Annotated in this window: 29 protein-coding genes; 19 read left to right on the forward strand and 10 right to left on the reverse strand. The window is 63.2% G+C overall.

Annotation, left to right across the window (positions count from 1 at the left end; genetic code table 11):
• Window positions 1-56: 56 nt before the first annotated feature.
• Window positions 57-233, forward strand: coding sequence for a YegP family protein (locus JV18_RS14795; protein ID WP_081944642.1), 177 nt, complete (start codon window positions 57-59; stop codon window positions 231-233).
• Window positions 234-291: 58 nt separating this feature from the next.
• Here JV18_RS14795 and rnhA read toward each other — a convergent pair whose 3' ends face one another.
• The 3 genes from rnhA to ispH are packed head-to-tail and all read right to left on the reverse strand — an operon-like array spanning window position 292 to window position 2,699.
• Entirely contained in the window at window positions 292-747 is a 456-nt protein-coding gene (rnhA, locus tag JV18_RS0101030; protein WP_033073067.1) for a ribonuclease HI, read from the reverse strand.
• Window positions 744-1,709, reverse strand: coding sequence for a homoserine kinase (thrB, locus tag JV18_RS0101035; RefSeq protein WP_033073068.1), 966 nt, complete (start codon window positions 1,707-1,709; stop codon window positions 744-746). Before thrB ends, rnhA begins: the two co-directional genes overlap by 4 nt.
• A gap of 3 nt (window positions 1,710-1,712) precedes the next feature.
• A complete protein-coding gene (gene ispH, locus JV18_RS0101040; protein ID WP_033073069.1) occupies window positions 1,713-2,699 on the reverse strand; it encodes a 4-hydroxy-3-methylbut-2-enyl diphosphate reductase in 987 nt (328 codons plus the stop codon).
• Between the two features lie 138 nt (window positions 2,700-2,837).
• Here ispH and JV18_RS0101045 point away from each other — a divergent pair, with 138 nt between their 5' ends.
• From JV18_RS0101045 to tatC, 9 genes are all read left to right on the forward strand, one after another.
• Entirely contained in the window at window positions 2,838-3,512 is a 675-nt protein-coding gene (locus JV18_RS0101045) for a hypothetical protein (RefSeq protein WP_052071662.1), read from the forward strand.
• 139 nt (window positions 3,513-3,651) lie between these two features.
• Window positions 3,652-5,379, forward strand: a complete 1,728-nt coding sequence (argS, locus tag JV18_RS0101050) for an arginine--tRNA ligase (RefSeq protein ID WP_033073070.1) — start codon at window positions 3,652-3,654, stop codon at window positions 5,377-5,379.
• Window positions 5,379-6,104 (forward strand): SPOR domain-containing protein, encoded by a 726-nt coding sequence (locus JV18_RS0101055; protein ID WP_052071663.1) that lies wholly within the window; start codon window positions 5,379-5,381, stop codon window positions 6,102-6,104. The genes argS and JV18_RS0101055 overlap by 1 nt, the downstream gene beginning before the upstream one ends.
• 102 nt (window positions 6,105-6,206) lie before the next feature.
• Window positions 6,207-7,214, forward strand: coding sequence for a beta-N-acetylhexosaminidase (gene nagZ, locus JV18_RS0101060; protein WP_033073071.1), 1,008 nt, complete (start codon window positions 6,207-6,209; stop codon window positions 7,212-7,214).
• Between the two features lie 18 nt (window positions 7,215-7,232).
• Complete coding sequence (locus JV18_RS0101065; protein ID WP_081944643.1) at window positions 7,233-8,012, forward strand: segregation and condensation protein A; 780 nt, start codon at window positions 7,233-7,235, stop codon at window positions 8,010-8,012.
• Window positions 8,009-8,608, forward strand: a complete 600-nt coding sequence (gene scpB / locus JV18_RS0101070; RefSeq protein WP_033073072.1) for an SMC-Scp complex subunit ScpB — start codon at window positions 8,009-8,011, stop codon at window positions 8,606-8,608. The genes JV18_RS0101065 and scpB overlap by 4 nt, the downstream gene beginning before the upstream one ends.
• 24 nt (window positions 8,609-8,632) lie before the next feature.
• Complete coding sequence (locus JV18_RS0101075; protein WP_033073073.1) at window positions 8,633-8,866, forward strand: twin-arginine translocase TatA/TatE family subunit; 234 nt, start codon at window positions 8,633-8,635, stop codon at window positions 8,864-8,866.
• 31 nt (window positions 8,867-8,897) lie between these two features.
• Entirely contained in the window at window positions 8,898-9,320 is a 423-nt protein-coding gene (tatB, locus tag JV18_RS15535; protein WP_052071664.1) for a Sec-independent protein translocase protein TatB, read from the forward strand.
• Complete coding sequence (tatC, locus tag JV18_RS0101085; protein WP_033073074.1) at window positions 9,317-10,108, forward strand: twin-arginine translocase subunit TatC; 792 nt, start codon at window positions 9,317-9,319, stop codon at window positions 10,106-10,108. The genes tatB and tatC overlap by 4 nt, the downstream gene beginning before the upstream one ends.
• 71 nt (window positions 10,109-10,179) lie before the next feature.
• Here tatC and JV18_RS0101090 read toward each other — a convergent pair whose 3' ends face one another.
• Both JV18_RS0101090 and mgtE read right to left on the reverse strand, forming a co-directional pair.
• Entirely contained in the window at window positions 10,180-10,305 is a 126-nt protein-coding gene (locus JV18_RS0101090) for an entericidin A/B family lipoprotein (RefSeq protein WP_033073075.1), read from the reverse strand.
• 214 nt (window positions 10,306-10,519) lie between these two features.
• Complete coding sequence (mgtE, locus tag JV18_RS0101095; RefSeq protein ID WP_033073076.1) at window positions 10,520-11,968, reverse strand: magnesium transporter; 1,449 nt, start codon at window positions 11,966-11,968, stop codon at window positions 10,520-10,522.
• 157 nt (window positions 11,969-12,125) lie between these two features.
• Between mgtE and JV18_RS0101100 the strand changes: the two genes are divergently transcribed.
• Window positions 12,126-12,575, forward strand: a complete 450-nt coding sequence (locus tag JV18_RS0101100; RefSeq protein WP_033074790.1) for a peptidylprolyl isomerase — start codon at window positions 12,126-12,128, stop codon at window positions 12,573-12,575.
• A 131-nt stretch (window positions 12,576-12,706) separates the two neighbouring features.
• Here the strand turns inward: JV18_RS0101100 and JV18_RS0101105 are convergent, their stop codons facing one another.
• Window positions 12,707-13,828 (reverse strand): NAD(P)H-dependent flavin oxidoreductase, encoded by a 1,122-nt coding sequence (locus JV18_RS0101105; RefSeq protein WP_235302707.1) that lies wholly within the window; start codon window positions 13,826-13,828, stop codon window positions 12,707-12,709.
• Between the two features lie 142 nt (window positions 13,829-13,970).
• Here JV18_RS0101105 and nadC point away from each other — a divergent pair, with 142 nt between their 5' ends.
• The 3 genes from nadC to JV18_RS0101120 all read left to right on the forward strand — a co-directional run bounded on the left by nadC (window position 13,971) and on the right by JV18_RS0101120 (window position 16,462).
• A complete protein-coding gene (gene nadC, locus JV18_RS0101110; protein WP_033073078.1) occupies window positions 13,971-14,816 on the forward strand; it encodes a carboxylating nicotinate-nucleotide diphosphorylase in 846 nt (281 codons plus the stop codon).
• Entirely contained in the window at window positions 14,803-15,546 is a 744-nt protein-coding gene (locus JV18_RS0101115) for a ribonuclease T2 family protein (RefSeq protein WP_235302708.1), read from the forward strand. Before nadC ends, JV18_RS0101115 begins: the two co-directional genes overlap by 14 nt.
• 688 nt (window positions 15,547-16,234) lie before the next feature.
• Complete coding sequence (locus tag JV18_RS0101120) at window positions 16,235-16,462, forward strand: hypothetical protein (protein ID WP_033073079.1); 228 nt, start codon at window positions 16,235-16,237, stop codon at window positions 16,460-16,462.
• A gap of 63 nt (window positions 16,463-16,525) precedes the next feature.
• Here the strand turns inward: JV18_RS0101120 and JV18_RS0101125 are convergent, their stop codons facing one another.
• Window positions 16,526-17,797 carry an MFS transporter gene (locus JV18_RS0101125; protein WP_033073080.1) on the reverse strand — a complete coding sequence of 424 codons (1,272 nt, stop codon included), beginning with the start codon at window positions 17,795-17,797 and terminating at the stop codon, window positions 16,526-16,528.
• A 158-nt stretch (window positions 17,798-17,955) separates the two neighbouring features.
• On the opposite strand from JV18_RS0101125, the gene pgsA reads away from it, so the two are divergent.
• Genes pgsA through JV18_RS0101140 form a run of 3 tightly spaced genes read left to right on the forward strand, consistent with a single transcriptional unit; the run spans window position 17,956 to window position 19,244 of the window.
• A complete protein-coding gene (pgsA, locus tag JV18_RS0101130) occupies window positions 17,956-18,528 on the forward strand; it encodes a CDP-diacylglycerol--glycerol-3-phosphate 3-phosphatidyltransferase (RefSeq protein ID WP_033073081.1) in 573 nt (190 codons plus the stop codon).
• 15 nt (window positions 18,529-18,543) lie between these two features.
• Window positions 18,544-18,798, forward strand: coding sequence for a molybdopterin converting factor subunit 1 (gene moaD / locus JV18_RS0101135; RefSeq protein WP_200879059.1), 255 nt, complete (start codon window positions 18,544-18,546; stop codon window positions 18,796-18,798).
• A complete protein-coding gene (locus tag JV18_RS0101140) occupies window positions 18,795-19,244 on the forward strand; it encodes a molybdenum cofactor biosynthesis protein MoaE (RefSeq protein ID WP_033073082.1) in 450 nt (149 codons plus the stop codon). Before moaD ends, JV18_RS0101140 begins: the two co-directional genes overlap by 4 nt.
• A gap of 87 nt (window positions 19,245-19,331) precedes the next feature.
• Here the strand turns inward: JV18_RS0101140 and JV18_RS0101145 are convergent, their stop codons facing one another.
• The gene (locus JV18_RS0101145) at window positions 19,332-20,237 is read right to left on the reverse strand and encodes a hydrogen peroxide-inducible genes activator (protein WP_033074793.1); all 906 of its coding nucleotides are present in this window, start codon (window positions 20,235-20,237) and stop codon (window positions 19,332-19,334) included.
• 129 nt (window positions 20,238-20,366) lie between these two features.
• On the opposite strand from JV18_RS0101145, the gene JV18_RS0101150 reads away from it, so the two are divergent.
• Window positions 20,367-20,834 carry an EF-hand domain-containing protein gene (locus JV18_RS0101150; protein WP_200879060.1) on the forward strand — a complete coding sequence of 156 codons (468 nt, stop codon included), beginning with the start codon at window positions 20,367-20,369 and terminating at the stop codon, window positions 20,832-20,834.
• Between the two features lie 740 nt (window positions 20,835-21,574).
• Here JV18_RS0101150 and trmFO read toward each other — a convergent pair.
• On the reverse strand, window positions 21,575-22,921 hold the full coding sequence (gene trmFO, locus JV18_RS0101155; protein ID WP_033073083.1) for a methylenetetrahydrofolate--tRNA-(uracil(54)-C(5))-methyltransferase (FADH(2)-oxidizing) TrmFO: 1,347 nt from the start codon (window positions 22,919-22,921) through the stop codon (window positions 21,575-21,577).
• Between the two features lie 107 nt (window positions 22,922-23,028).
• Between trmFO and JV18_RS0101160 the strand changes: the two genes are divergently transcribed.
• On the forward strand, window positions 23,029-23,724 hold the full coding sequence (locus tag JV18_RS0101160; RefSeq protein ID WP_052072008.1) for a lysoplasmalogenase family protein: 696 nt from the start codon (window positions 23,029-23,031) through the stop codon (window positions 23,722-23,724).
• A gap of 290 nt (window positions 23,725-24,014) precedes the next feature.
• On the opposite strand, the gene JV18_RS0101165 is transcribed toward JV18_RS0101160, so the two are convergent.
• Window positions 24,015-24,908, reverse strand: a complete 894-nt coding sequence (locus JV18_RS0101165) for an OmpA family protein (RefSeq protein ID WP_033073084.1) — start codon at window positions 24,906-24,908, stop codon at window positions 24,015-24,017.
• Window positions 24,909-25,182 lie beyond the last annotated feature (274 nt).

Below are 25,182 nucleotides of genomic sequence, written 5' to 3' on the forward strand. Positions count from 1 at the left end.
AGGCGTAACATGCGCCTGTCCCGTCATTCCGGCGGGTGCGACCAATGGAGAGACCCATGGCCCATTATTTCGAGATCAAGCAGAACAAGGCGGGCGAATATGTCGCCTATTTCAAATATAATAGCGAAACCATGTTCTGGACCGAGGGCTATTCGAGCAAAGCCTCTGCCTTGAACGCAATCCAGTCGATCAAAACCAACGGTCCCAGCGCCGAAACGCGCGAAGCTGAGTAAGGGGGCCGAATAAGGGGGAGGGGCGGACGCTGCGGGCGTCCGGCCCCTTTCAACCCGGTCAGCCGCGCGCGATTTGCAAGGCGGCGTCGCTGGCCAGTTGGTCGGCCAGCTCATTATCGCCATGCCCGGCATGACCCTTTACCCACAGCCATTCGATCCGGTGCCGCTTGGCTTCGGTCAGCAGGCGCTGCCACAGATCGGCATTGGCCACGGGCTTCTTCGCGGCGGTTTTCCAGCCGTTCTTTTGCCAGCCATGGATCCATTTGGTGATGCCGTCGCGGACATAGACGCTGTCGGTCGACAGTTCGACGTCGCAGCTTCGCTTGAGCGCAGCCAGGGCTTCGATGGCACCCATCAACTCCATGCGGTTGTTGGTCGTGTCCTTTTCGCCGCCCGACAGGGTTTTGACCACATCGCCCCAGCGCAGCACCGCTCCCCAGCCGCCGGGACCGGGATTGCCCTTGCAGGCGCCATCGGTCGCGATGACGACCTTTCGGGTGGGCGCATCCGTCATGCGAGGCCGTCGAACAGGTCGGCGGCGTCGGCCTGCTGATAGCGTTTCAGGCGGTTGAGAAAGGGCAGCGGGTCCTTGCGCGTTACCAGCGCATCAGCAGGCGTGTGAAGCCAGTCGTGGGCGCGCGTCAGCAGGAAGCGCAAGGACGCGCCGCGCGCAAAGATCGGCATGGCAGCGATTTCGGCGTCGGTCAGCGTAACATCGCTTGCATAACCGCGCATCAATCCTTGCGCCAATGCAGGGTCGCAGCTCTGCCCGTCGTCGGAGAAGGTCCAGGCCGCATGGGTGACGGCAAGGTCATAAGCGCGAAAATCGGTCGCCGCGAAATAAAAGTCGATCAGGCCGGTGACCCGGTCGCCCAGCATCAGCACATTGTCGGGGAACAAATCGGCATGAATGACATGGGCAGGAAGGCCGCTCGGCCAATGCGCGTCCAGATAGGCGAGCTCGTCCGTCACAATGGCGTCAAGGCCGGGCAAAACGCTATCGAGATCGCCCGCCCCCGCGGCCACGGCGCGCCACTGGGCATGGCCCATGCTATTGTCGCGCGCGCCTTCATAAGCGGCCAGCGCCTTATGCATCGCGCCTAGCGCCGCCCCCGCCGCTTCGCACTGCGCTCCATTGGGGTGGGTCAGTGAAATGCCGGGCAGAAACTGGATGATGCAGGCCGCGCGATCTGAAATGCGCTGGATGGCCTTGCCCTCGCGGTCGGCGATCATGGCGGGGACGGGACAGCCGGACCGGGCCAGATGGGCAAGCAGATCGACGAAAAAGGGTAGGTCGCCTTCGCTCACCCTTTTTTCATAGAGGGTCAGGATGAAGCGTCCGCCGCTGGTTTCGAGCAGGAAGTTGCTGTTCTCGACGCCCTCGGCAATGCCCTTGCACGATTGCACGGTGCCGATGTCATAGCGCGCGACGAGCGCGGCGAGATCGTCGGGATCGACGCTGGTGTAAACGGCCATGGATCAGGCCGATTCCGCTTCCAGTCCGCGCGGAAGCTTGAAGATCATCTTTTCTTCGGCGGTGACGACGACTTCTTCCTGCATCGGTCGGTGGGCGGCGACCGCATCAATGACTTCGCGCACCAAGGTTTCGGGTGCGCTGGCCCCGGCGGTGATGCCGAGTGTGGCGATATCGGCGAGCCATTCGCCGCGAATATCGCTGCCGCGCTGCACCAGATGGGCCGGCGTTCCCATACGCTCGGCGACTTCCACCAGGCGGACGCTGTTCGAGCTGTTGGGCGCACCGATAACGATGACGCGGTCGCAAAGGCCGGCAATGGCTTTCACCGCTTGCTGGCGGTTCGATGTGGCGTAGCAAATATCCTCACCGCGCGGCCCGACGATGTCGGGAAAGCGATGATGGAGAGCGGTGATCATATCGCGCGTGTCATCGACCGACAGGGTGGTCTGGGTGAGGTAGCTGAGTTCGACGCCCTTGGGCGGGTCGAGCCGGGCGACATCATCGACCGATTCGATCAGCGTCATCGCGCCTTCGGGCAATTGGCCCAGCGTGCCGATCACTTCGGGATGGCCCGCATGACCGATGAACAGGATATGGCGTCCGGCCTCATGGGCGCGTTCGGCCTGCCGGTGGACCTTGGACACCAGCGGGCAGGTCGCGTCGATATAATCGAGCCCGCGTGCCTCCGCCTTGGCGGGAACCGCCTTGGGGACGCCATGGGCACTGAACACCACGGGAACGCCGTCAGGCACTTTGTCGAGCGATTCGACGAAAATTGCGCCTTTTGCCTTCAAAGAATCGACAACATAGCGATTATGAACGATTTCATGGCGAACATAGACGGGCGCGCCAAAGCGTTCGAGCGCCAGTTCGACGATGCGGATCGCCCGGTCGACCCCCGCGCAAAAGCCGCGCGGGGCGGCGATCAATACCCGAAGATCGGCCTTTTTGTCGCTATCGGGGCGGCTGGTGGCGAGCGGAGCGTTCATGATCGCGCGCTCTAGCGCAGGCGGGCATATGGGGTAAAGCCGCTTCGTCCCCGTTGCGCCGCGTTAATCACACCGATAAGAAGCAGCGCGCATAAAAACCCCTCGCTCCTTCCGCGCTATTTTGGAAAGCCGATCACCATGAAGCCCATTTCGCCGACCGCCCCTCGCAAATATATGGCCATGCTGCTTGCGCTGGGATCCGTCGCGGTGGTGAGCGGCTGCGCGCGCGACAATGATATCGACCTGTCCTCAGGCGTAGGGATCACCGCGACGCGCGGCGTCTGCCCAGCGGTGGCGGTGCCGCTCCATACCGGGGATGTAACCTTGTTCAACCCGGCGACAAGCCGGGATGCTGCGGCCATTGATGTGGTCGCGTCGATCACCAATATAACGCCGCAGTGCAACGATGAGGGCGAGAAAATCTATCAGCTCGCCAGTTTCGATGTGGTGGCAACCCGGCGCGAAGCCGGGCCTGCGCGTACCGTCACCTTGCCCTATTTCGTTACGGTTGTGCAGGGCGGAACCGCGGTTGTCGCCAAGCGCGTGGGACAGGTAAATGTAAGCTTTGCCGAAGGGCAGATTCGTGGGAGCGGAAGCGGGCAGGCGTCGGCTTATGTCGATCGCGCTGCGGTAACTCTGCCCGCCGATGTACAGGAACGAATTACGCGCCGCCGTCGTGCGGGCGATCAGGATGCCGCCGTCGATCCGCTGAGCATTCCAGAAGTGCGCGCAGCCGTGCGCCGGGCGAGCTTTGAATTGCTGGTCGGATTTCAGCTGTCACAGGATCAGCTCGAATATAATGTGCGACGATAGAAGATAGCGGGGGCGCACGGGCTGCGCTATCCGCTTATCATGCGCGCCACACCGCGAAACCGTGGTGTGGGGCTTTTCGCGCGCGCCTGGCTGAGCTAGGGCGCGCCCGCTTTTAACATGCGAAGATAGGTCTTTTGCCGTGACCCTTTTCAGCCGCTTCTCTGATCATATCAATGCCGCTCTCGACCAGCTTGTCGCGCGCGATGTTCTGCCCGAGGGATTGGAGCGCAGCGCGATCAGTGTGGAGCCGCCGCGCGACGCAGCGCATGGCGATATTGCCACCAATGCCGCGATGGTACTGGCCAAGCCCGCCAAGACCAACCCGCGCGCGCTTGCCGAGCAATTGGTGGGCGAGTTGAGCCAGCTGGACGAGGTGGTTGAAGCGGGCGTCGCCGGACCGGGTTTCATCAACCTTCGTCTCGCCGATCAAAGCTGGCGCGCGGAACTGGAGCTGATCCACGCGCGCGCCGCCGATTATGGCCGCTCGGCGACGGGCGACGGGCGGCGGGTGAATGTCGAATATGTCTCGGCCAATCCGACGGGGCCGATGCATGTCGGCCATTGCCGCGGCGCGGTCGTCGGCGATGCGCTCGCCGCGCTGCTCGAATATGCCGGGCATGAGGTGATCCGCGAATATTATGTCAATGACGCGGGCGCCCAGGTCGATGTGCTCGCTCGTTCGGTTCATATGCGGTATCGTGAGGCGCTGGGTGAAGATATTGGGATGATCCCCGAGGGGCTTTATCCCGGCGATTATCTGAAAGCGGTCGGAAACGCGCTCGCCGCCGAATATGGCGATATCTATGTGAATGCGCCCGAGGGGGAATGGCTTGTGCCCTTCCGCACCCATGCGGTGGCCGCCATGATGGACATGATCCGCGCCGATCTCGCCAAGCTCGGCATTCATCATGATATTTTCGCTTCCGAGGCTGAATTGCAAGCGGCGGGCAAGCCCGCGGCCGCCGAGCAATGGCTCCGCGAACAGGGGCTGGTCTATGATGGCGTGCTGGAAGCGCCGAAGGGCGAGACGCCGGAGGATTGGGAGCCTGTTGAGCTCCCGCTGTTCCGTTCCACCCAATTCGGCGACGATCAGGACCGGCCGATCAAGAAATCGGATGGCAGCTGGACCTATTTTGGCGCCGACCTCGCTTATCATTTCCAGAAAGCCGAAAATGCCGACGAATTGATCGATATCTGGGGCGCCGATCATGCGGGCACGGTGAAGCGGATCAAGGCTGCCGTCGCGGCGCTGACCGGTGGCGCCAAGAAATTCGACGTCAAACTGGTGCAGATGGTGCGCCTGCTCAAAAATGGCGAACCGTTCAAAATGTCGAAGCGGGCGGGCAATTTTGTCACCCTCGCCGACGTGGTGGATGAAGTCGGCAAGGATGCGGTGCGCTTCACCATGCTGACGCGCAAGGCCGATGCCCAGATGGATTTCGACTTTGCCAAGGTGGTCGAGGCTTCGCGCGATAATCCGGTTTTTTATGTTCAATATGCCCATGCGCGCATCGCTTCGCTGAAACGCAAGCTGGTCGAGGCCGGGGTCGCGGCGGCAGAGCCCGCGCCGGAGCGGCTGGGCGAGGAAGAACTGGCGCTCGTCAAGCTGCTCGCCCAGTTTCCGCGCATCGTCGAGGCGGCAGCAGCGGCGCGCGAACCGCACCGTATCGCTTTCTATCTGGGTGATGTGGCCGCGGCTTTTCACGCCTGGTGGAATCTCGGCAATGATCGGCCCGACGCCCGTATCATTTTGGCAAAGGACCCTGAACTGACCGCAACGCGCCTTTATCTGGCGGACGGAATAGGGCAGGTTATTCGAAACGGGCTGAGCCTGATGGGGGTGGATGCGCTCGAGGAGATGCATTGATGGCAAAGAAACAGGATGCGACGGGCGAGGAACAGGATCTTGGCCTGACCGAAGAAGATCGACTTCCCTGGCTGGAGGCCGCCGATGATTTTGAGGAAGAGGGCGAGGTTTCGCCCGTGCGTTTGCTGGCGATGGTGCTGGGCGGCCTGATTCTGATCGGCGCGGTGCTGGGCGGCCTGTGGTGGATCCAAAATGGCGGCACGCGGGGCGGACAGGGCGAATTGATCGCCGCGCAGCAGGGCGATTACAAGGTCGCGCCGACCGATGACGCTGCCCGAACCTTTGAAGGCGAAGGCGACGCAAGCTTCGCCGTGAGCGAAGGCGGCGCCCCGGCAGCCAAGGTTGATCCCAGCCGCATGCCCGAAGAGCCAGCGGTGTCGCCGGAAGCGCAGGCGGAGGCTGCCGCAAAAGCAGCCGAGGCCAAGCCTGCAGCGGCAAAGGCGAAGGAAAGCGACACGGCGGAAAAGCCCGCGGCGAAGATGGCGGCAGCGCCCGGAACCATTCAGCTTGGCGCGTTCAGCAGTGAAGGGGCGGCGAACAAGGCCTGGGCAAGTTTGTCAAAGCGCTTCACCTATCTCGGCGAGTTGAATCGCTCCGTTTCCCCGGCCAAGATTGATGGCGGAACCGTCTATCGTCTGCGCGTATCCGCAGGATCGGGTACGAAGGCGGCAGAACTGTGCGGAAAACTGCGGGTCGCCGGGGAGAATTGCGTCGTCGTTCGTTGATTCGGCTCGTTTTGCCGCAGAAAGCTTTGGCGCCTCCTTTTCCTTGTGGCATGGTCATCTTTTGATGAGCGGCAGTGGGGTGTCGATGGAGGTTGAGACAGAATGATACCCGCAATTTTCGGACTGTCCGGTCCGGTGCTGACCGATGACGAGCGTGCTTTTTTCCGGGATTGCCGTCCGGCGGGGTATATATTGTTCGGGCGCAATATCGAAAATCGCGACCAGCTTCGCCGCCTGACCGACGACCTGCGCAGCCTGGACGGGCGCGATGCTACCCCGATTCTGATTGATCAGGAAGGGGGGCGGGTAGCCCGGATGAAAGCGCCTGAATGGCCCGATTTTCCGTGCGGAGCGGTCTTTGACGCGCTGTACGAGCGTGCGCCCGCGAGCGCGATCGAGGCCGCGCGTCTGAACGCCATGGCGCTTGCCGTCATGCTGGCGGAAGTCGGCATTACCGTCGATTGCCTGCCGCTGCTCGATGTGCGCCAGCCGGGGGCAAGCGACGTGATCGGCGACCGCGCGCTGGGCAGCGAGCCGATGCGGGTCGCCGCGCTGGGACGCGCCATTCTGAGCGGATTGCGCGCGGGCGGCGTGGTCGGCGTGGTAAAACATATCCCCGGCCATGGGCGTGCGCTTCTGGATTCGCATAAGGACCTTCCCCGCGTTGCGGCCTCGGACCAGGAGCTGCAAACCGATCTTGCTCCTTTCGCGGCCCTGCGCGATGCAGCCATGGCAATGACATGTCATGTTGTGTTTGAGGCGTGGGACGCCGAGCGGCCCGCTACGCTGTCGCCCTATATTATCGAAACGATCATACGCCAGCGCGTCGGTTTTCACGGCCTGTTGATGACCGATGATATCGACATGAAGGCGCTGTCGGGCGAGATACCGGAACTGGCGGCGCAATCGCTGGCCGCTGGCTGCGACATTGTTCTGAACTGCTGGGCCAAGATGGACGATATGATCGGCATCGCCAAGGCGGTGGGCCCGATCAGCAGCGTCTCGCGCGCGCGGCTGGACGGCGCGATGGAGCGTATTTCGGGGGGGAAAGATGCCCATGAATTTGCCGCGCTTGTCGATCAGCGCGACGCGCTGTTGACGATAGCCTGATGGGCTGTTGAGCGGTCTGTGGAGGATGTGCCCCTCAGCTTTGATGTGACAAACGCCGGATTATCGGCGGAGCGCGAAGATGCGCTGCGTGTCAATCTGGAAAGCTGGGAGGGGCCGCTCGACCTGCTGCTCACCTTGGCGCGGGGGCAGAAAGTCGATCTGCGCCAGATTTCCATTTTAGCGCTGGTCGAACAATATCTGGACTTCATTGCCGAAGCCCGCGCGCTGAAGCTGGAGGTGGCGGCCGATTATCTGGTGATGGCGGCCTGGCTCGCCTATCTGAAATCGGCGCTGTTGCTACCCAAGGACCCGTTGGAAGAACCGTCGCCTGACGAACTGGCCTTGCGTCTGCAATTGCGGTTGCAGCGGCTGGCCGCAATGCGCGAAGCGGCGGCGCGCTTGATGGCGTGCGACCGGATCGACCGCGATATATTTCTGCGACCCAAGCCGGAGGGGCTACGCGATGTGAAGGTGCGGCGCTGGGATGCCAGCCTTTATGACCTTTTAGCGGCCTATGGACAGGTGAAGGCGCGCAGTGAGCCGGTGGTGCATATGGTGGCGCGGCGACCGGTGATCACGCTTGACGCGGCGCTGCATCATCTGGAACGGATGATCGGAACGCGGCTGGACTGGAGCGCGCTCGTCGATTTCCTGCCCGCCGATTATCAAGGGCCGCTGCGTCGATCGGCCATTGCATCAAGTTTCGTCGCTGCCCTGGAACTGGCGCGGCAAGGACGGATCGACCTGAAACAGGAGGCGGCCTTCTCGCCCCTTTACTTGAAAGCAGCGCCAGCATGAACGAGATCGACGACAGCGAACGCGCCATCGAAGCAATGCTTTTTGCGAGCGACGCGCCACTTGATCCGCGCCAACTGGCAGCGCGAATGGACGGGGCGATGACGCCGGGCGAGGTAAAGGCGATTGTCCAGGCGATTGCCGCGCGCCATGCGGGGTCGGGCATCGAACTGGTCGAACGCGGCGGAGCGTGGCATTTCCAGACGCCCGCCGATCTGGCCCATCTGCTGCGCCGCGAACGCGAGGAGCCGCGCAAATTATCACGAGCCGCCTCTGAAGTGCTGGCGATTATCGCTTATCATGAACCGGTAAGCCGGGCGGAAATAGAAGCGATCCGCGGCGTGCAGACGTCGAAGGGAACGCTGGATGTGCTGATGGAGGCCGAATGGATTGCGCCGGCCGGTCGGCGTGAAGTTCCGGGGCGCCCGCTCATCTACAAGACCACCGACGTTTTTTTGCAGCATTTCGGACTTAGCAGCCGCAAAGACCTGCCGGGAATCGATGATTTGCGCGCGGCGGGCCTGCTCGATCCGGTCTATCTGGCTTTTGAAGAGGCCATGGACGAGCGGGACCTAGTAAAAGACGAAGAAGGCGCCTAAATGGGCGCTTCAAGGAGATAGGAAATGGGTAGCTTCAGCATCTGGCATTGGCTGGTGGTCGGGATTCTTATCCTGCTGCTCTTTGGCAAGGGCCGTTTTTCGGACATGATGGGCGACGTTGCCAAGGGCATCAAAAGCTTCAAAAAAGGCATGGCCGACGATGAAGAAACGCCGCCTGCCGCGCCCAAGCAGATCGAAGGCCAGCGCAGCCCCGAAACGCCCGCGCCCAGCCCGACCGCCGATACCAAAACCCACTGATCGCGTCCGCGCCCGGGGGAAAGTCTGATCCATGCTCGATGTTGCGCCCACCGAGTTGTTGCTCGTCGTGGTGGTGGCCTTGGTCGTCATTGGCCCCAAGGACCTGCCCAAGGCGATGCGCTTTGTCGGCAAATGGATGGGTAAAGCGCGCGGCATGGCGCGGCATTTCCGGTCCGGCCTCGACACGATGATGCGCGAGGCGGAACTAGAAGAGCTGGAAAAGCAGTGGCGCGAGCAAAATGAAGCGATCATGCGGGAGTTTCCCCGTATTGACGGAGACGCAGCGCCGCCGATGATCCCCGCGACCGCCGTGCCGCCCGCTCACCCAGGAGACGAAAATCCGCCCCAGCCGGGCGCTGCTCCTGCACCCACAAAGACCGTGAAAACCGAACAAGCGGACGCCAAGGACGCCAATCCCTCGCTGACGCCCAAAGAAGACAAGCCGCTGCCATGAGCGAGGAAGCCCGGCTTACACCCGAGGATGAGGAAGGCGCAGGCGGAAAAATGCCCCTGCTCGACCACCTGATCGAGTTGCGTTCGCGCTTGCTTAAATCCTTAGTCGCTATCGCCATAGCTTTTGGTGTCTGCCTTTATTTTGCGCGGCAGATTTTCGCCGTCCTCGTTCAGCCGCTCGTCCAGGCCGGGCAAGGCAAGCTCATTTACACCCAATTGTTCGAGGCCTTTTTCGTCGAGATAAAGGTGGCGCTGTTTGCGGCCATGATGATCGCATTTCCAGTGCTCGCCAATCAATTGTGGAAATTTATCGCGCCGGGACTCTATCGGCAGGAAAAGAGGGCGCTTTTGCCTTTCATTTTGGCGACGCCCATATTGTTCGGCATTGGTGCGAGTTTCGCCTATTTCATCACCATCCCCGTCGCGCTCAAATTTCTGCTCGGCTATCAGGGGGATATTGGCGGGGTGACGCAGGAAGCGCTGCCGTCGGTCGGCCATTATCTCAGCTTTACCATGCAGTTCATCATGGCGTTCGGAATCGCGTTCCTGCTGCCGATCCTGCTGATGCTGATCGAGCGGGCAGGGCTGGTAACGCGCGATCAACTGGTCTCGGCGCGCCGCTATATGATCGTCGGCGCTTTTATCATCGCAGCGATTTTTACGCCGCCTGATATTCTGAGCCAACTGCTGCTCGCCGTGCCGTTAACGCTATTGTACGAACTGTCGCTGCTGGCGATCTGGTTCACGCAGCGGCGACGGAAAAAAGGCGCCGAAACGACGCCTGAATAGGTCCGGAAACCGTAGTTTCCGGCGCGGGAAAGAAAGGCGAGGCCCGGTCTGGACAAGACCGGGCGGCAGGATCAGATAGCGCGATCGGCGGCTTCGCCGACGGATTCGACGTCACGCCCGACGCCCTTGATCGTATTGCAGCCTGCAAGCAGAGCACCTGCCAACAGGGTCAGGATAACAGCGCGAAATCCAGTCATATGTTTCACCTCTTCCCCCGTTTTAAGGCAATATGGCCCGGCGCGCTCGAGGGGGGGGGAGGGTTGCGGGCCGGGCCAATGTTGCTGAGCAGCGCTGCGGGGGGCGATGATCGCTGCTCAATCCCCCAACGAGCGGGCTTCTTATAAGGTTCCCCAAGATCCACCGGCAAATGTTGTTTTTTTCAAAAGCAGCAGAAAAGGCATCGCTCAGCCGTTACAGCGTGGTCAGGCCGCTTGCCACCGCCAGCCCCAGAAATGCCAGAAAACCCATGGAGTCGGTGGTCATGGTCACAAAAATCGAGCTGGCAACGGCCGGGTCCTGATCGAGCTTTTCCAGAAGCAGCGGAATCGCGACCCCGGCCACCCCGGCGACGAAAATATTGACGACCATTGCCGCCGCGATGACCACCCCCAAGCCGGGATTGGAAAACCAGAGCGCGGTTGCGGTTCCGGCGATCAGCGCAATGGTCCCGCCATTGAGCAAGGCAATCTTCATTTCGCGAAAAATGGAGCGCCAGCTGTTCGAATCGGTGAGCTGGTTCATGGCGAGCGCGCGCACGGTCACCGCAAGCGTCTGGGTGCCGGCATTGCCGCCCACGCCCGCCACGATGGGCATGAGGACGGCGAGCGCCACCATCTCCTCGATTGCGCCGCCAAAAAAGCCGATAATCGAAGAGGCGACGAGCGCGGTGCCGAGGTTGGCGATGAGCCAGCGAACGCGCGCGCTGTAGGTTTCGCGGATTGGCTCGTTGATATCACCTTCGCCTGCGCCCGATAGGCGCAAAATATCTTCGCCCGCTTCTTCCTGAATAATATGGACGATGTCGTCGACGGTGATCATGCCGACGAGCCGCCCCGCATCGTCAACGACCGCAGCGGAGATGAGCGCATATTTCTGAAAGCGCAGCGCGACCTCTTCCTGGTCCATGTCCACCGGGATCAGCGTCTGTTCGCGTTTCATCACATCGCTGATGGCGATGTCGCGCGGAGTGCGGAGAATCCAGCTGAGCTGGCACGTGCCGACCGGTCGATGCATGGGGTCGACGATATAGATCTCCCAGAAATCGGTTGTCATATCGCCGTCTTCGCGCAGACGGTCGATGACATCGCCGACGGTCACATGTTCGGGCACCGCGACATATTCGCGCTGCATCATGCGGCCGGCGGTTTCCTCCGGGAAAGACAGCGCATTCTCGATCGCGGCGCGATCTTCGGGCTCCATCGCGCGCAGCACCGCCTGCTGCTCGTCAACCTCCATATCCTCGATGATCGCAACGGCATCGTCAGTATCGAGTTCAGCGGCGAGTTCGGCGACTTGTTCGGGCGCAAGAAGGTCGAGCAACTCCTCGCGGACATAGTCATTCATTTCCGCCAGAACGTCGGCGGACAGCATGTCGCCCAGCACGGCGGCCAGAAGCTGCCGCTCGTCGCTGTCAGACAGTTCGAAAAGATCCGCGATATCGGCCGGATGCAGCCGCCCTATTCGTTCGCGCGCCTCTTCATGCTGTCCCGCTTCGGCATGAGCGATCACGATGCGGACGAATTGGGGCTTTAGCCGGTCGTCTTCGTCCAGTTCGGTCTCGGGCGGAGGGGCGCTGCGCGCCTCTTCGGCCGCGTTGTCGCTGATGTCGCGGGGAGGCAGGGAATCTTCGCGTTCGTTCATCGCGCTTCTCCCTGATCAATATGCCGTTCCTGGCGCCTCCCTAGAACCAGCGGGCGCGCATGGCAACGCCGCAGCGGTGGGCCGCGCGCAAATTTCCGCGTGGCATATGCGGCGCGGGTCGCTATGGCGGCGCAAATCCAATTATCAGGAGCTTTTCATGTCCGACCAGACGCTGACCCTCAGCCTTTCCACCGGCGATGTCGTTATCAAGCTGCGCCCCGACCTCGCGCCCCAGCATGTCGAACGCATCACCCAGCTCGCCAAGGAAGGCTTTTACGATGATGTCGTTTTTCACCGCGTGATCGACGGTTTCATGGCGCAGGGCGGTGACCCGACCGGTACGGGCATGGGCGGCAGCAAGCTGCCCGACCTTCCCGCCGAATTTAGCGCTGAACCGCATGTGCGCGGCGTTTGCTCGATGGCGCGCGCGCAGAATCCGAACAGCGCGAACAGCCAATTCTTCATCTGCTTCACCGATGCCCGCTTCCTCGACAATCAGTATACGGTCTGGGGCGAAGTGATCGAAGGCATGGAAAATGTCGACGCGCTGCCCAAGGGCGAGCCGCCGCGCGAGCCCGGCAAGATCGTCAAGGCGACTGTATCGTAATTTGGCGTCGCCCCCGCGAAGGCGGGGGCCGCCATCCACGGCTGAGGTCGCCAGCGGCCACCGCCTTCGCGGGGGCGACGGTGGTTTTTCAGCGGCTTTTCTTAGTCTCTTTCCGAGCCTTTTTCAGCGGCTCATTCCTCCAGAAAGCCGTTCAGCCGTTCTGCGGCGGCGATCCAGTCTTCCTTGAAGGCTTGCACGACCTGCCCCGCGCTCATCGCTTCATTCATCAGACCGACGCCCTGGCCGACCCAATAGGTGGCGAGCGCCTTTGCGCCTTCATGCCCGCCTTCGGATAATTTATCGACCTTGCGAAGCGCGGGTTCGCTGACCAGCGATTGCAGCGGCATGGGCAAAGCCTTGGGCGCGCCGTCGGCTTCCCAGGCATCGGTCCAGGGCGAGCGAAGCTGGCGCGAAGGTTTGCCGGTGCGGCTTTTCGAACGCACGGTATCGCGCGCACTGGCGGCGAGCATCTTGTCCTTGACCACCGGGTTCGTCTCCGCCTCTGCCGTCGTCAGCCAGACCGATCCGCACCAGGCGCCATGCGCGCCCATCGCCATGGCCGCCGCCATCTGGCGCCCGGTGACGATGCCGCCCGCGGCGAGGATCGGCGTATCCGCGCCGATGGCGCCGAGCGCGGCGGCGACTTCGGGGACGAGCACCATCGTCGCTACCTCGCCGCAATGGCCGCCGGCTTCACCCCCCGCAACGACGAGAATATCGACCCCGGCGCGGACCTGCGCCAGCGCATGATCGCGCGTGCCGACGAGCGCGGCGACCGGGACATGATGGCGCTTTCCCAGTTCGAGCATCAGCGGCGGGGGCACGCCGAGCGCATTGGCGATCAGCCGGATCGGGTGACGAAAGGCGACGTCGAGCAGGCGGGCGGCGCCGTCGGCGCGCATATTGTCGCCGAAACTCTGGCGCGCGGCCATGGCGCTGTCGAGGTCGCCCGCGTCAATATCGTGGCGCGCGAGCAGGTCGGCGGTGAAGTCGCGGTGGCTTTGCGGGATTTGCGGCCCGGTGGCGGCAGGGGCGGGCGCTTCGCCCTTTCCGGCGAAGCTGTTGGGGACGATGAGGTCGACGCCATAGGGCCGGCCGTCGATATGCGCGTCGATCCACGCCAATTCTTCCTCCAGCCGTTCGGGCGGCAGGGCGGCGGCGCCGAACACCCCCATGCCCCCGGCTTTCGACACGGCGACGACGACGTCGCGGCAGTGGGAAAAGGCGAGGAGGGGAAATTCAATGTCGAGCATTGTGCAAATGGGGGACCGCATATCTTGCCTTTCCGATGGTGCCAAAGGTGTTACGCGGCACCATGTCAGCGTCAGTTTACGTAAACGTCAAGTTGATTTGCACGGGTTGATTTGCGCCGTCGCTGGGGTATCGCATGCGGCCATGAGCGATTTTTCCCTGCCCGGTTTCGACCTTTCCGCCTTTGTCCGCGCCACTTTGGCCGAGGATCTGGGGGCGGAGGGCGATATCACCTCGCTGGCGGTGATCCCCGCCGACGCCCGTTTCGAAGGGGTGATGGACAGCCGCGATGCGATCATCGTTGCGGGATTACCGATTGCCGAAGCCTTTTTCCGGGCGCTCGATCCCGAGATGGAGATCGAGATATTGGCGGAGGAAGGCGCAGCGGTTCCGGCAGGGGCCGATCTGATGCGACTGTCGGGCAATGCGCGCGCGATGCTGACCGCGGAACGTTCGGCGCTGAACACGGTGCAGCATCTGGCGGGCATTGCGACGATGACGCGCCAATATGTCGATGCGCTGGCGGGCGGCGCGACCTTGCTCGACACGCGCAAGACGATCCCCGGGCTGCGCGTGCTCGAAAAATATGCGACGCGCATGGGCGGCGCGACCAATCACCGCATGGGATTGTGGGACGCGGCGATGATCAAGGATAATCATGTCGCGGTCGCCGGATCGGTCGCCGAGGCGGCGCGGCGCGCGGTCGCGGCGGGGATCAAGGATATTATCGTCGAGGTCGATCATATCGAACAGATTGAGCCTGCGCTCGGCGCCGGGGCGACCCATTTGCTGCTCGACAATATGAATGTCGAGCAATTGCGCGCGAGCGTCGAGCTGGTCGCAGGGCGCGTGCCGACCGAGGCGTCGGGCGGGGTCACGCTGGAAACGATTGGCGCGATCGGCACGACGGGCGTGACCTATGTGTCGGTCGGGCGGCTGACCCAGTCGGCCCCGGCGGCGGACATCGGGCTTGATTTTGCGCTGGCATAAGCGGGCAGGCAAGGGCGCGGCGCGTGCGCTGTGCGCGGCGCTGCTGATCCTCTGCCCCGCGACGGCGCTGGCGCAGGCCAAATCCTGCGTCGTTCCCGACCGCACGCCCGTCCCCCGGCTGGAAAAACCGGGGCGCGGGGAAAAGGTCCGCAAGACGCCGATCACCAGCTATCTGCTGGCATTGAGCTGGTCGCCGCAGCATTGCGCCGGGGTCCGCAACCCCAAGGGCGCGCGCGACCGTTTCCAATGTTCGGGCGATTATGGCCGCTTTGGCTGGGTGCTCCATGGTCTGTGGCCCGAAACCGACCATCCGGGCTATCCCCAATGGTGCCGCCCGGCAAAGACTGTGCCGCAGCCGGTGCTGCGCCGCCATTTGTGCATGACCCCGTCGGCGCAGCTGTTGCAGCATGAATGGGCCAAGCATGGCACCTGCATGAGCCCGAACCCCGCCGCCTATTTCCGGGCATCGCAAATATTGTTCGACGCGGTGAAATTTCCCGACATGAAGAAATTGTCCGCGCATCCGCAGACCGCGGGCAGCATCCGCGCCGCCTTTGCCGCCGCCAATGAAGGCATCGGCCCGGCGATGATCGGGGTGACGGTGGACGGCCAAGGCTGGCTGAAGGAAGTGCGCCTGTGCCTTGGCGCGCGAATGCGACCGCAGCGTTGCAAGCCCTTTCAGGCGGGCGCAGGCGACCGGCGGCGCGTGCGGGTGCGGCCCCCGGTTTGAGCCGGGGGGCTTTTGCGGGCGCCGATGGGCGTTTTGACGTGGCGGCTCCTTTCGCACCCATCCCATGTCATTGCGAGGTCGGCGAAGCCGACGGAAGCAATCTCCAGCGCGCGTTCTGGCATGGCCGATAGCGGGAGATTGCTTCGCCCGGCTGCGCCGGGGTCGCAATGACGGTTGGGGGAGTGCGCGAGGGCGGCTGCATCAGGATTCGCGCAGAGGCGCAGAGGGCGCAGAGATAATTTTGTTCGCGCGGAGACGCGGAGACGCGGAGAGATGGTTTGTTCGGTCGTGGGGCGCTCATGGTCGGGGCATAGGTTTAGCCAATGTGACCGATTTGGAGCGGCTCTGCCGCTCCGATCATTTTCTCCGCGTCTCCGCGTCTCCGCGTGAACCCTCTCTTCTTTCCTCTGCGTTCCCTGCGTCTCTGCGCGAAACTTGTGACGGCGTCGGGGTTCCACGCTTTGGGGCGTGGATACTGAAACAGATTCCGCATGATGGAAGATGGGGGCGCAGGAGGAAAGCGGGTCCCGGGTCAAGCCCGGGATGACGAAGCGGGTCAAGCCCGGGAGGGTGAGGGGTTCGACGCGGCGCTAAGTTTTGGCGGGGCTTTCGTCCCGGGGCGGGACGGATGGAGCGTTGACGCATTTTTAACCTTATCGCTTCGTTAACTTCGTCCTAGCCTTTGGGCATGGAGTCGCACGAACACCCCGATATTCGCGAGCGCATCCGGGCGCATGGCGCGCGGCAACTGGTGATTGCGCGGATGAGCGCGCCAGCCGACTGGGAGGGCGAATTGCGCCGTGCGCTGGCCAGCGAACGCGCGGCGACAATGCGCCCCTGGGGCAGCAAGGATGCGTGGCTGTTCGTCCAGAGTTTCGCTATTTTCTTCACCGCGACGATGATGTTTCTGATGTGAAGATCGGCGCCCAAGGCTTTGGGATGTTTTTGTTTCGCGCAATGACGAGAAAGGGGCGGGCCCCTAATCGCAGGCTTTGTGTAGTTTCCAGGCGAGGAGCGCGGATACCACGCACATGCCGGCGACCATCATCAGCGTGTCGTCGATGGTGAGGCCCATGCCGATCAGCAGGCTGAGCAGCAGCGCGGCGGCGACCATGAAGGCCGAGTTGACGATATTGTTCGCCGCGACGGTGCGCGCCGTCTGGGACTTCGCGACGGTGGTGGTCAGAAAGGCATAGAGGGGGACAACGAACATGCCCCCGGCGATGGCGATGCCGAGCAGGTCGAGGATGATGCGGTCCCCGGCGGTGAGCGCGAGAAATTCACGCCATCCCATGAGGTCGCCGCCGATATGCTGCCAATTTTTGACCGACCACCAGAGGTCGAGCACGAAAAAGCCCATGACGATGACCGACCCGGGGGAGAAGCGCGCTGACACCTGCCCCTTGAGCAGCCGGTTGACGACGATCGAGCCGATGGCGACCCCAACCGAGAAAATGGCGGTGAACAGCGTCGCAACCGTATTGTCGGCGCCGAGCGCATTTTTGACGAGCGGGGGGAATTGCGCGGCGAGAATGGCGGCGATGGCCCAGAAAAAGCTGATCGACAAAATGGCGAGGAAGAGGCGCGGGATATGCATCGTCGAATTGACGAGCCGCCAGGAGGAACGGAAGATGTTGAGGTCGATCACCAGCCCTTCGGCCTCTTTTTCCGGCGGAGCGGGGGGGACATAGGAGGCGGTCAGGCGGCCGATGACCGCGACGATCAAAATGCCGATGATGGCGACGGGAGGCGAGGCAAGGCCGCCGACGATGGTGCCGCCGAGGATCGCGATATAGGTCCCCGCCTCGACCCAGCCGGTGCCCGCGAGCACCTCATCCTCCTCCAGATGCTGGGGCAGAATCGCATATTTGATCGGGCCGAAGAAGGTCGAATGCACCCCCATGGCAAAGAGGGCGAGCAGCATCAGCGGCACATTGTGGAGCCATATGCCCAGCGACCCGGCGATCATGATGACGATCTCAGCGCTTTTGATGAGGCGGATGATGCGCGTCTTGTCGCTGCTGTCCGCCAATTGCCCGGCGAGCGCGGAAAAGAGGAAATAGGGAAGGATGAACAGCCCGCCCGCGAGCGCGTTGAACCAGGCCTCGGTCTCCGGATCCTTGTAGATCGTGAAAGTGACGAGGATCACCATCGCCATCTTGTAGAAATTATCGTTGAAGGCGTTGAGAAACTGGGTCGCGAAGAGCGGCAGGAACCGGCGTTGCTTCATCAGCGCAAAGGAACCGGTCATGTCAAATCCACTTTTAAATCACCAACAAGGATAATCGCCTGTCCCGGGGGGCAAAGCGGTTGTCGCGCGGCGGGCTTATCGGCTAGGGGTGGCAGGGTCAAAACCAATTTCGGACATTGAGGCCATGCGGAGGCCGCACGCGCGGGACTAAGGGGATTATGCTCAGCCTTCCCAATATTCTGACCATGTCGCGAATCCTGGCGGTTCCCATCCTGCTTTTCCTTTTATGGCCGGGGGTGGGCGAGGGTGTGCACCAGCCCAAACCCATTGATTATGCCCTGGCCTTTGTCCTCTACTGCCTGATGGGCATTACCGATTATTTTGACGGATATGTTGCGCGCGCGCGCGGAACGGTGTCGCGGCTGGGGGTGTTTCTGGACCCCATTGCCGACAAGATCATGATTGCGGCGGTGATCCTGCTGCTGGTGTTTACGCGCGATATTGCGGGATGGCATGTGATTGCCGCGCTGATCATCCTGCTGCGCGAGATTATCGTGTCGGGCCTGCGCGAATTTCTGGCGACGCTGCAGGTGTCGATGCCAGTGACCAAGCTGGCCAAGTGGAAAACCACCTTTCAGATCGTCTCCTTTGGCGCGCTGATCCTTGGCGGGGCCTTGCCCGCGATGCCGTGGATCGAGAGCGTGGGGCTTGCGACCTTGTGGGGCGCGGCGGTGCTGACGCTGATCACGGGCTGGGACTATCTGCGCGTCGGCCTGAAACATATGGATTGAGGGAGGACGCCGCGGATGCTGCGCCTTTGCTATTTCGCCTGGGTGCGCGAGGCCATGGGCGTGGCGGAGGAAGAATTGCGCCTTCCCGATGATGTTGCAACGGTCGGCGCGCTGATCGGCTGGCTGGCAGGGCGCGACGCGCGCGGCGGTCAGGCCTTTGCCGAGCCCGCGCGCATCCGTGCGGCGGTCGATGGCGAGATGGTCGGCGCCGATCATCGGCTCGCCGGAGCAGGCGAGGTGGCGCTGTTTCCGCCGGTGACGGGGGGATGATCCGCGTTGCGGTCGGGGCCGCGCCGGTCGATGTCGCGGGCGAAATGGCGCGGCATGATGCGGGCGGATATGGCGCGAGCGCGAGCTTTGTCGGCCGGGTGCGCGGCGATGGCGGGCTGACCGAACTCTATCTGGAGCATCATCCCGTGATGACGCCGCGCGGGCTGGAAAAACTGGCGGCGGAAGCGCAGCGGCGCTGGACGCTGTCCGCGCTGACGCTGATCCACCGGGTCGGGGCGATGGCGCCGGGGGAGACGATCGTGCTGGTGCTGGCAAGCAGCGCGCACCGCGCCGAGGCGCTGGCGGCGTGCGAATTTCTGATCGACCGGCTGAAAACCGACGTCATGCTGTGGAAGCGCGAGGCTTTTGCCGACGGGCGCGTGCGCTGGGTCGAGGAACGCGCGGGCGATCAGACGCGCGCGGCGCGGTGGGAGCGGGGCGCTTAAGCCAGCGTTATTGGGGGGGCGATAGCTGGAGATTGCTTCGCCCGGCTGGTGCCTGGCTCGCAATGACGGTGGAAAGGGGGCGCCGCCCTAATCCCCCTGATGCTTGCGGAAAATATCGGCGAGCATGCGAAATTCGTCGGCGCGCGGGCTGCCCTTGCGCCAGACGAGCGCGATGGTGCGCCAGTCATGCTGCGAATCGAGCGGGCGCGTGTCGATGTCGGTATGGTCGAGAATGCCGGCCTCAATCGCCATTTGCGGGAGCATGGTGATGCCAAGGCCATTGTCGACCATCTGAACCAGCGTGTGGAGCGACGTGCCCATCATGCGGGCGCCCGCGCGCAATTCGGGGCGATTGCAGGCGGCGAGCGCATGATCCTTGAGGCAATGGCCATCCTCCAGCATCAAAAGCTGGGCCGGGTCGAGCTGGTCGGCGCTGACCATCGCGGGCAGTTCCTCCGCCTGATCGCCGGGGAAGGCGACGAACAGCGCATCTTCGAACAATTTTTCGGTTTCGACATCGCCGCAGGCATAGGGAAGCGCGAGCAGCACGCAATCGACCAGCCCGTGATGGAGCGATTCGCAGGCCTGCGCGCTCGGCTCTTCGCGGAGAAACAGTTTGAGCGCGGGGCGTTCCTGGCGGAGCCGGGGGAGAAGGCCGGGGAGGAGAAAGGGGGCGATGGTCGGAATGACGCTCATCCGCAGCTCGCCCACCAAAGGCGCGGCAGCAGCGGCGGCCATATCGGCCAGTTCCTCCGCCTCGCGCAGCACGCGGTGCGCCTTGTCGACGATCGCATTGCCCAGCGTGGTGAAGCGCACGACGCGGCGGGTGCGTTCGACGAGCGTCTGGCCGAGCAACGTCTCCAGCTCCCTGATGCCTGCGGACAGGGTGGATTGGGTGACATTGCAGGCATCGGCGGCGCGGCCGAAATGCTGATGATCGTGCAGCGCGACCAGATATTGCATCTGTTTGAGCGAAGGCAGGTAATTGTGCATCGATCGGATATAGTGATGGAAAGCGGTATTTTGAATAAACATGTCGATAAATGGTAGCGAAGTTTCATTGCGAGCGCTTTCAGGCATGTTATGTGACGTCATAAGCTCAATATGGCTTGCAGGGGGACTATGGCGATTTCGCGTTTTCTGATCGGCGGCGTCGCGAGCGCCTTGCTGCTGACCGGCGGGCTGTTCCTGTGGCAGGGGCATAGCCAGACCGCCGAGGAAGTGGAGATTCCCGAACCGCCCCCGCCCTTGCCCGCCATTCCGGTGGCCGCCGCCGACGCGCCGAAGCGCGGGCCGGCGCCGCCCGAACTGCCCTCGGCCAAGGAGGCATCGCGCGAGGAACGGCGCTTCAACCGCTATGACCGCAACCGCGATGAACGGATCACGCGGATCGAGATGATGTCGACGCGCACCGCGGCGTTTCGCAAGCTCGACAAGGATGGCAATAATCTGCTGACCTTCGAGGAATGGGCGGTGTCGACGAGCGACCGCTTTGCAGGCGCCGATGCCGACAAGTCGGGCGATTTGACCCGCGCCGAATTTGCGACGACCGCGCCGAAACGGAAGCCCAAGCCGACGTGCCGGTGTTGAGGGGCGGAAGTTTTTGGTGTGCAAGGCGCCATTGCGGGCCGGGCGAAGCAATCTCCTGCCAAGGTTCCGCGCGATGTGGTTTCGCACGAAGCCACAAAGCCACAAAGGCGCGCACGCCTTCTCCGCAGGTCGGGCGCTTCCCCTCGCCATCGGGGGCTTGACCCGGTTCGTCATCCCGGACTTGATCCGGGACCCGCCTTCCTCCTCTCGATCATCCATCTTGTTTCGGCATTTATGGCAGAGCGCGGGATAAAGTTTCGCGCAGAGCCGTAGAGGGCGCAGAGAAAAAAGAGGGGTTCACGCGGAGGCGCGGAGACGCGGAGAAAAACGGAGCGGCAGAGCCGCTCCATATCCGTCACCGTGCGAAAGGCCGAGACCCCGACCATGAGCGCCCCCCTCCCGAATAAACCATCTCTCCGCGCCTCCGCGTCTCCGCGTGACCAAAATATCTCTGCGCGCTCTGCGCCTCTGCGCGAATTAACCAGCCACCCCTCTCGCGCCAGCCAGCCGCGTCGCCCGTAATTCCCATGTCCCGGCGCGCGCAGCTTGTCAGTCGGGACGGGCGCCGGGTGGGGGTGGCCTTGGTGATCGGGTGGCATTCGGGGGCGTCGCCATGACGTTGGCGTGGGAGGTGGACCCCGGATCAAGTCCGGGGTGACGAGGGGAGGGGGTGGGTTGACCCGCGGATCAAGTCCGGGGTGAGGAGGAAGGAGAGGGCGTGGCGGGCGAGGGGGTAGCTGTCAGGCCGCCTTGCTCTCCGCTTGCTGGATCCACTGGGCGAGGGCTTCGCCGGCGCGCTGGGTGTAGCCGAGTTTGCGGTCCTTTTTGCGGACCTGCTCCGCGAGCGGGGGGAAGAGGCCGAAGTTGACGTTCATCGGCTGATAATTTTCCGCATCCGCGCCGCCGGTGATGTGGGTGAGGAGCGCGCCCAGCGCGGTTTCGGGGGGCGGCGGTGGCAGGGTGCGGCCCGCCAGTTCGGCAGCGGCAAAGCGCGCGGCGATCAGGCCGATGGCGGCGCTTTCGACATAGCCTTCGCAGCCGGTGATCTGCCCCGCAAAGCGGATATGCGGCGCCGATTTCAGGCGCAATTGTTGGTCGAGCAATTCGGGCGAGCGGATGAAGCTGTTGCGATGTAGCCCGCCAAGCCGCGCAAATTCCGCCTTTTCGAGGCCGGGAATGGTGCGGAACAATTCGACCTGTGCGCCATATTTGAGCTTGGTCTGAAAACCGACCATGTTCCACAAGGTACCCAGCGCATTATCCTGCCGAAGCTGGACGACGGCATAGGGCCAGCGTCCGGTGCGCGGATTGTCAAGGCCGACGCCCTTCATCGGGCCAAAGCGCAGCGTTTCGACGCCGCGTTCGGCCATCACCTCGATGGGCATGCAGCCTTCGAAATAGGGTGTGTCCTTTTCCCAATCCTTGAAGTCGGTCTTTTCGCCGTCGATCAATCCCTGGACGAAGGCATAATATTGATCCTTGTCCATCGGGCAGTTGATATAATCCTTGCCATCGCCAATCGGGCCGACCTTGTCCCAGCGGCTGGCCATCCACGCAATGTCCATGTCGATGCTGTCGCGATAGACGATGGGGGCGATGGCATCGAAAAAGGCGAGCGCATCCTTGCCCGTCGCTGCGCCGATGCTTTCGGCAAGGCTGGCGGCGGTGAGCGGGCCGGTGGCGACAATGGTGAGGCCTGCGTCGGGCAGCGTGTCGATGCGTTCGCGCACGATGGTGACATTGGGATGCTCCGCCAGCGTACGCGTCACTCCGCCCGCGAACAGGTCGCGGTCGACGGCGAGCGCCGATCCTGCGGGAACCTTGGTCGCATCGGCCTCGCGCATGATCAGCGAGTTCAGCGCGCGCATTTCGCGGTGGAGCAGGCCGACGGCATTGCTGTCGCCATCATCGCTGCGAAAACTGTTCGAACAGACCATTTCGGCAAGCGCATCGCCCTGATGCGCCGGGGTCATGTCGCCGCCCCCGCGCATTTCGGAGAGGCGCACACGCAAGCCCGCTTCGGCCAACTGCCACGCGGCCTCCGACCCGGCGAGGCCGCCGCCGATGATGTGAATATCGTAGTCCATTTACCGTTTCCGTTGACAGCGATGAAAGCGACGGCGAGCAAGGACGCCGATCAGCCGATGTTTGGGCGCCTGTGACATGTTGCGCGGCAGTTGGCAAAGGGGGGATGATGAGCGGAGCGGGTGATGTGGCGGGCTGGGACCGGGCGCGCTGGCTGTGGTGGGCGGCGCTGGCGGCGGGGGCGAGCTATTTTATCACGGTGCTGATGCGCTGGGACGGACCGCTGTTTCATCTGTGGAAGGCGAGCGGCGTGGCGCTGCTCGCTGCATGGGCGGCAGTGAATGCGCGCGGCGACAAGGCGGCGATGCTTGATGGACGGTTGATCGCGGCGGCGCTTGCCTGTGGCGCGCTGGGCGATTGGCTGCTCGATGCGCGCGGGATGGTGCAGGGCGGCGCGGCCTTTGCCGTGGGGCATGGGGTGGCGATTTTTCTTTACTGGCGCAACCGGCGCGCCGCGCTGGCACCTTCGCAGCGGGCGCTGGTGGGGCTGACCGTGCCTTTGGCGCTGGTCATCGTCTGGGCGCTGGCGCGTGGGGCACCGCCCGAACTGGCGGCGGCGGCGATTGGCTATACGGCGATTGTCGCTGTCATGGCGGCGGCGGCATGGGCCAGCCGTTTCCCACGCTATCGCACCGGCGTGGGCGCGATGCTGTTTTTGCTCAGCGATTTGATCATTTTTGCCGGGGAAGGCGGGGCGATGGCGCCCGATTTGCGCGCGTGGCTGGTGTGGCCGCTCTATTTCGGCGGGCAGGCGCTCATTGCCTGGGGGGTGGTGAGCAGCTTGTCGCGCGAGGGGGCGATTTGATTCGCGCAGAGGCGCGGAGAGCGCAGAGATTTCCTGTTCGCGCGGAGACGCGGAGAGGTTTAACCAAAGAGACATATTGAGCGGCTTTGCCGCTCCTCTCTTTTCTCCGCGTCTCCGCGTGAACTTCCCTCTTTCTTTCTCTGCGCTCTCTGCGTCTCTGCGCGAAACAAAGGACATGCAACGGACGAAGGCTGGAGATTGCTTCGTCTCCCGGCTTTGCCGGGCTCCTCGCAATGACGTTGCAGGTTAAAGGGGCGGGGTGGGCCGTGCGCCACCCCGCCTGTCGTTGATCAAAGGCCGTCGAGGCCCTTGCTGACGAGGATATTGACCGCGACGCGGCGGTTCTGGGCCTTGCCCTCGGCGGTGTCGTTGCTCGCCGCCGGATCGGCCTCGGCCATGCCCGTGGGGGTGAGCATGCGATAGGGTTTCCAGCCGCACGCCTGTTGCAGATGATTGACGACGCGGCCCGCGCGTTTTTCGCTAAGCTGTTGATTATATTCAAGCGGTCCGGTGCTGTCGGTATAGCCGACGACGAGCAGCAGCGCATTGTCGATGGCATCGGCAGCGCGCGCGGTTTCGCATAATTGCTGTTCAGCGCCGGGCGACAGGGCGGCCTTGCCCGTGTCGAAATGCACATGGGTCGTGCTTTTGATATTATATTGGTCGATGTCGCCCAGACGCCCGCGCAGCGCCTCGGTCGCCGCTTCCTGCGCGGTGAAGCGCTGGTCGGTGCCATTGTGGATCATCGCGGCGGTTTTCATATCCTTGCTCTTGAGCTCGATGCGGTCGGCGACCAGCATTCCGCTTCCCTGCCGCGTTTCGACCCGAACGGGCAGGCCGTTGAGGAGGGCATTGGCGCCGAGCTCCTTGCTGCTGAGCCCCAGAAAGCCGCCGCTGGCCTTGATCTGGGTGGCATCGTGCAGCGTCACCACGGCGCGGTTGCCGTCGGCAGTGGTGATTTGCAGCGCATTGCCGCTGCGCGCCGAAATAATCCCTTCCAGCTCTGGCCCTTCGGCCATGGCGGCGATCATCGCCGCATCGGCTTCGGTCGAGCCATAGACGGTGGTCATCACCTGTTCGTCGGCCCCTGTTTCTTCGGGTTGGGCCGCCATGCCGCCCGCCGCCGGCATCGCCAGCGTGGCAAGGGCAAGCATGGCCCCGGAATATTTGATCGTGCCGCTCATTAACTTCTCCTTCGGCTAAATTGCCGCCCCACAGCAAGCGGGCAGAGCTGTTCAGATCAACCTTGCTGGCGGATGAACGGGGCGGGTGGAGCCGGGGGGCGGACGGATCGTTCGGGGCGATTTTGGGGTGAGGTGATGCGGTGCGTGGGGGAGGGTGGTGTGGGCCTCTCTCAAACATGTCATTGCGAGCGACGCGAAGCGGTCTCCCGCTAACGGGCCTGCCAGAAGGCGTGCTAGAGATTGCTTCTCCCGGCTTCGCCGGGCTCGCAATGAC

Source organism: Sphingopyxis sp. MWB1 (assembly GCF_000763945.1).
Taxonomy (GTDB): domain Bacteria; phylum Pseudomonadota; class Alphaproteobacteria; order Sphingomonadales; family Sphingomonadaceae; genus Sphingopyxis.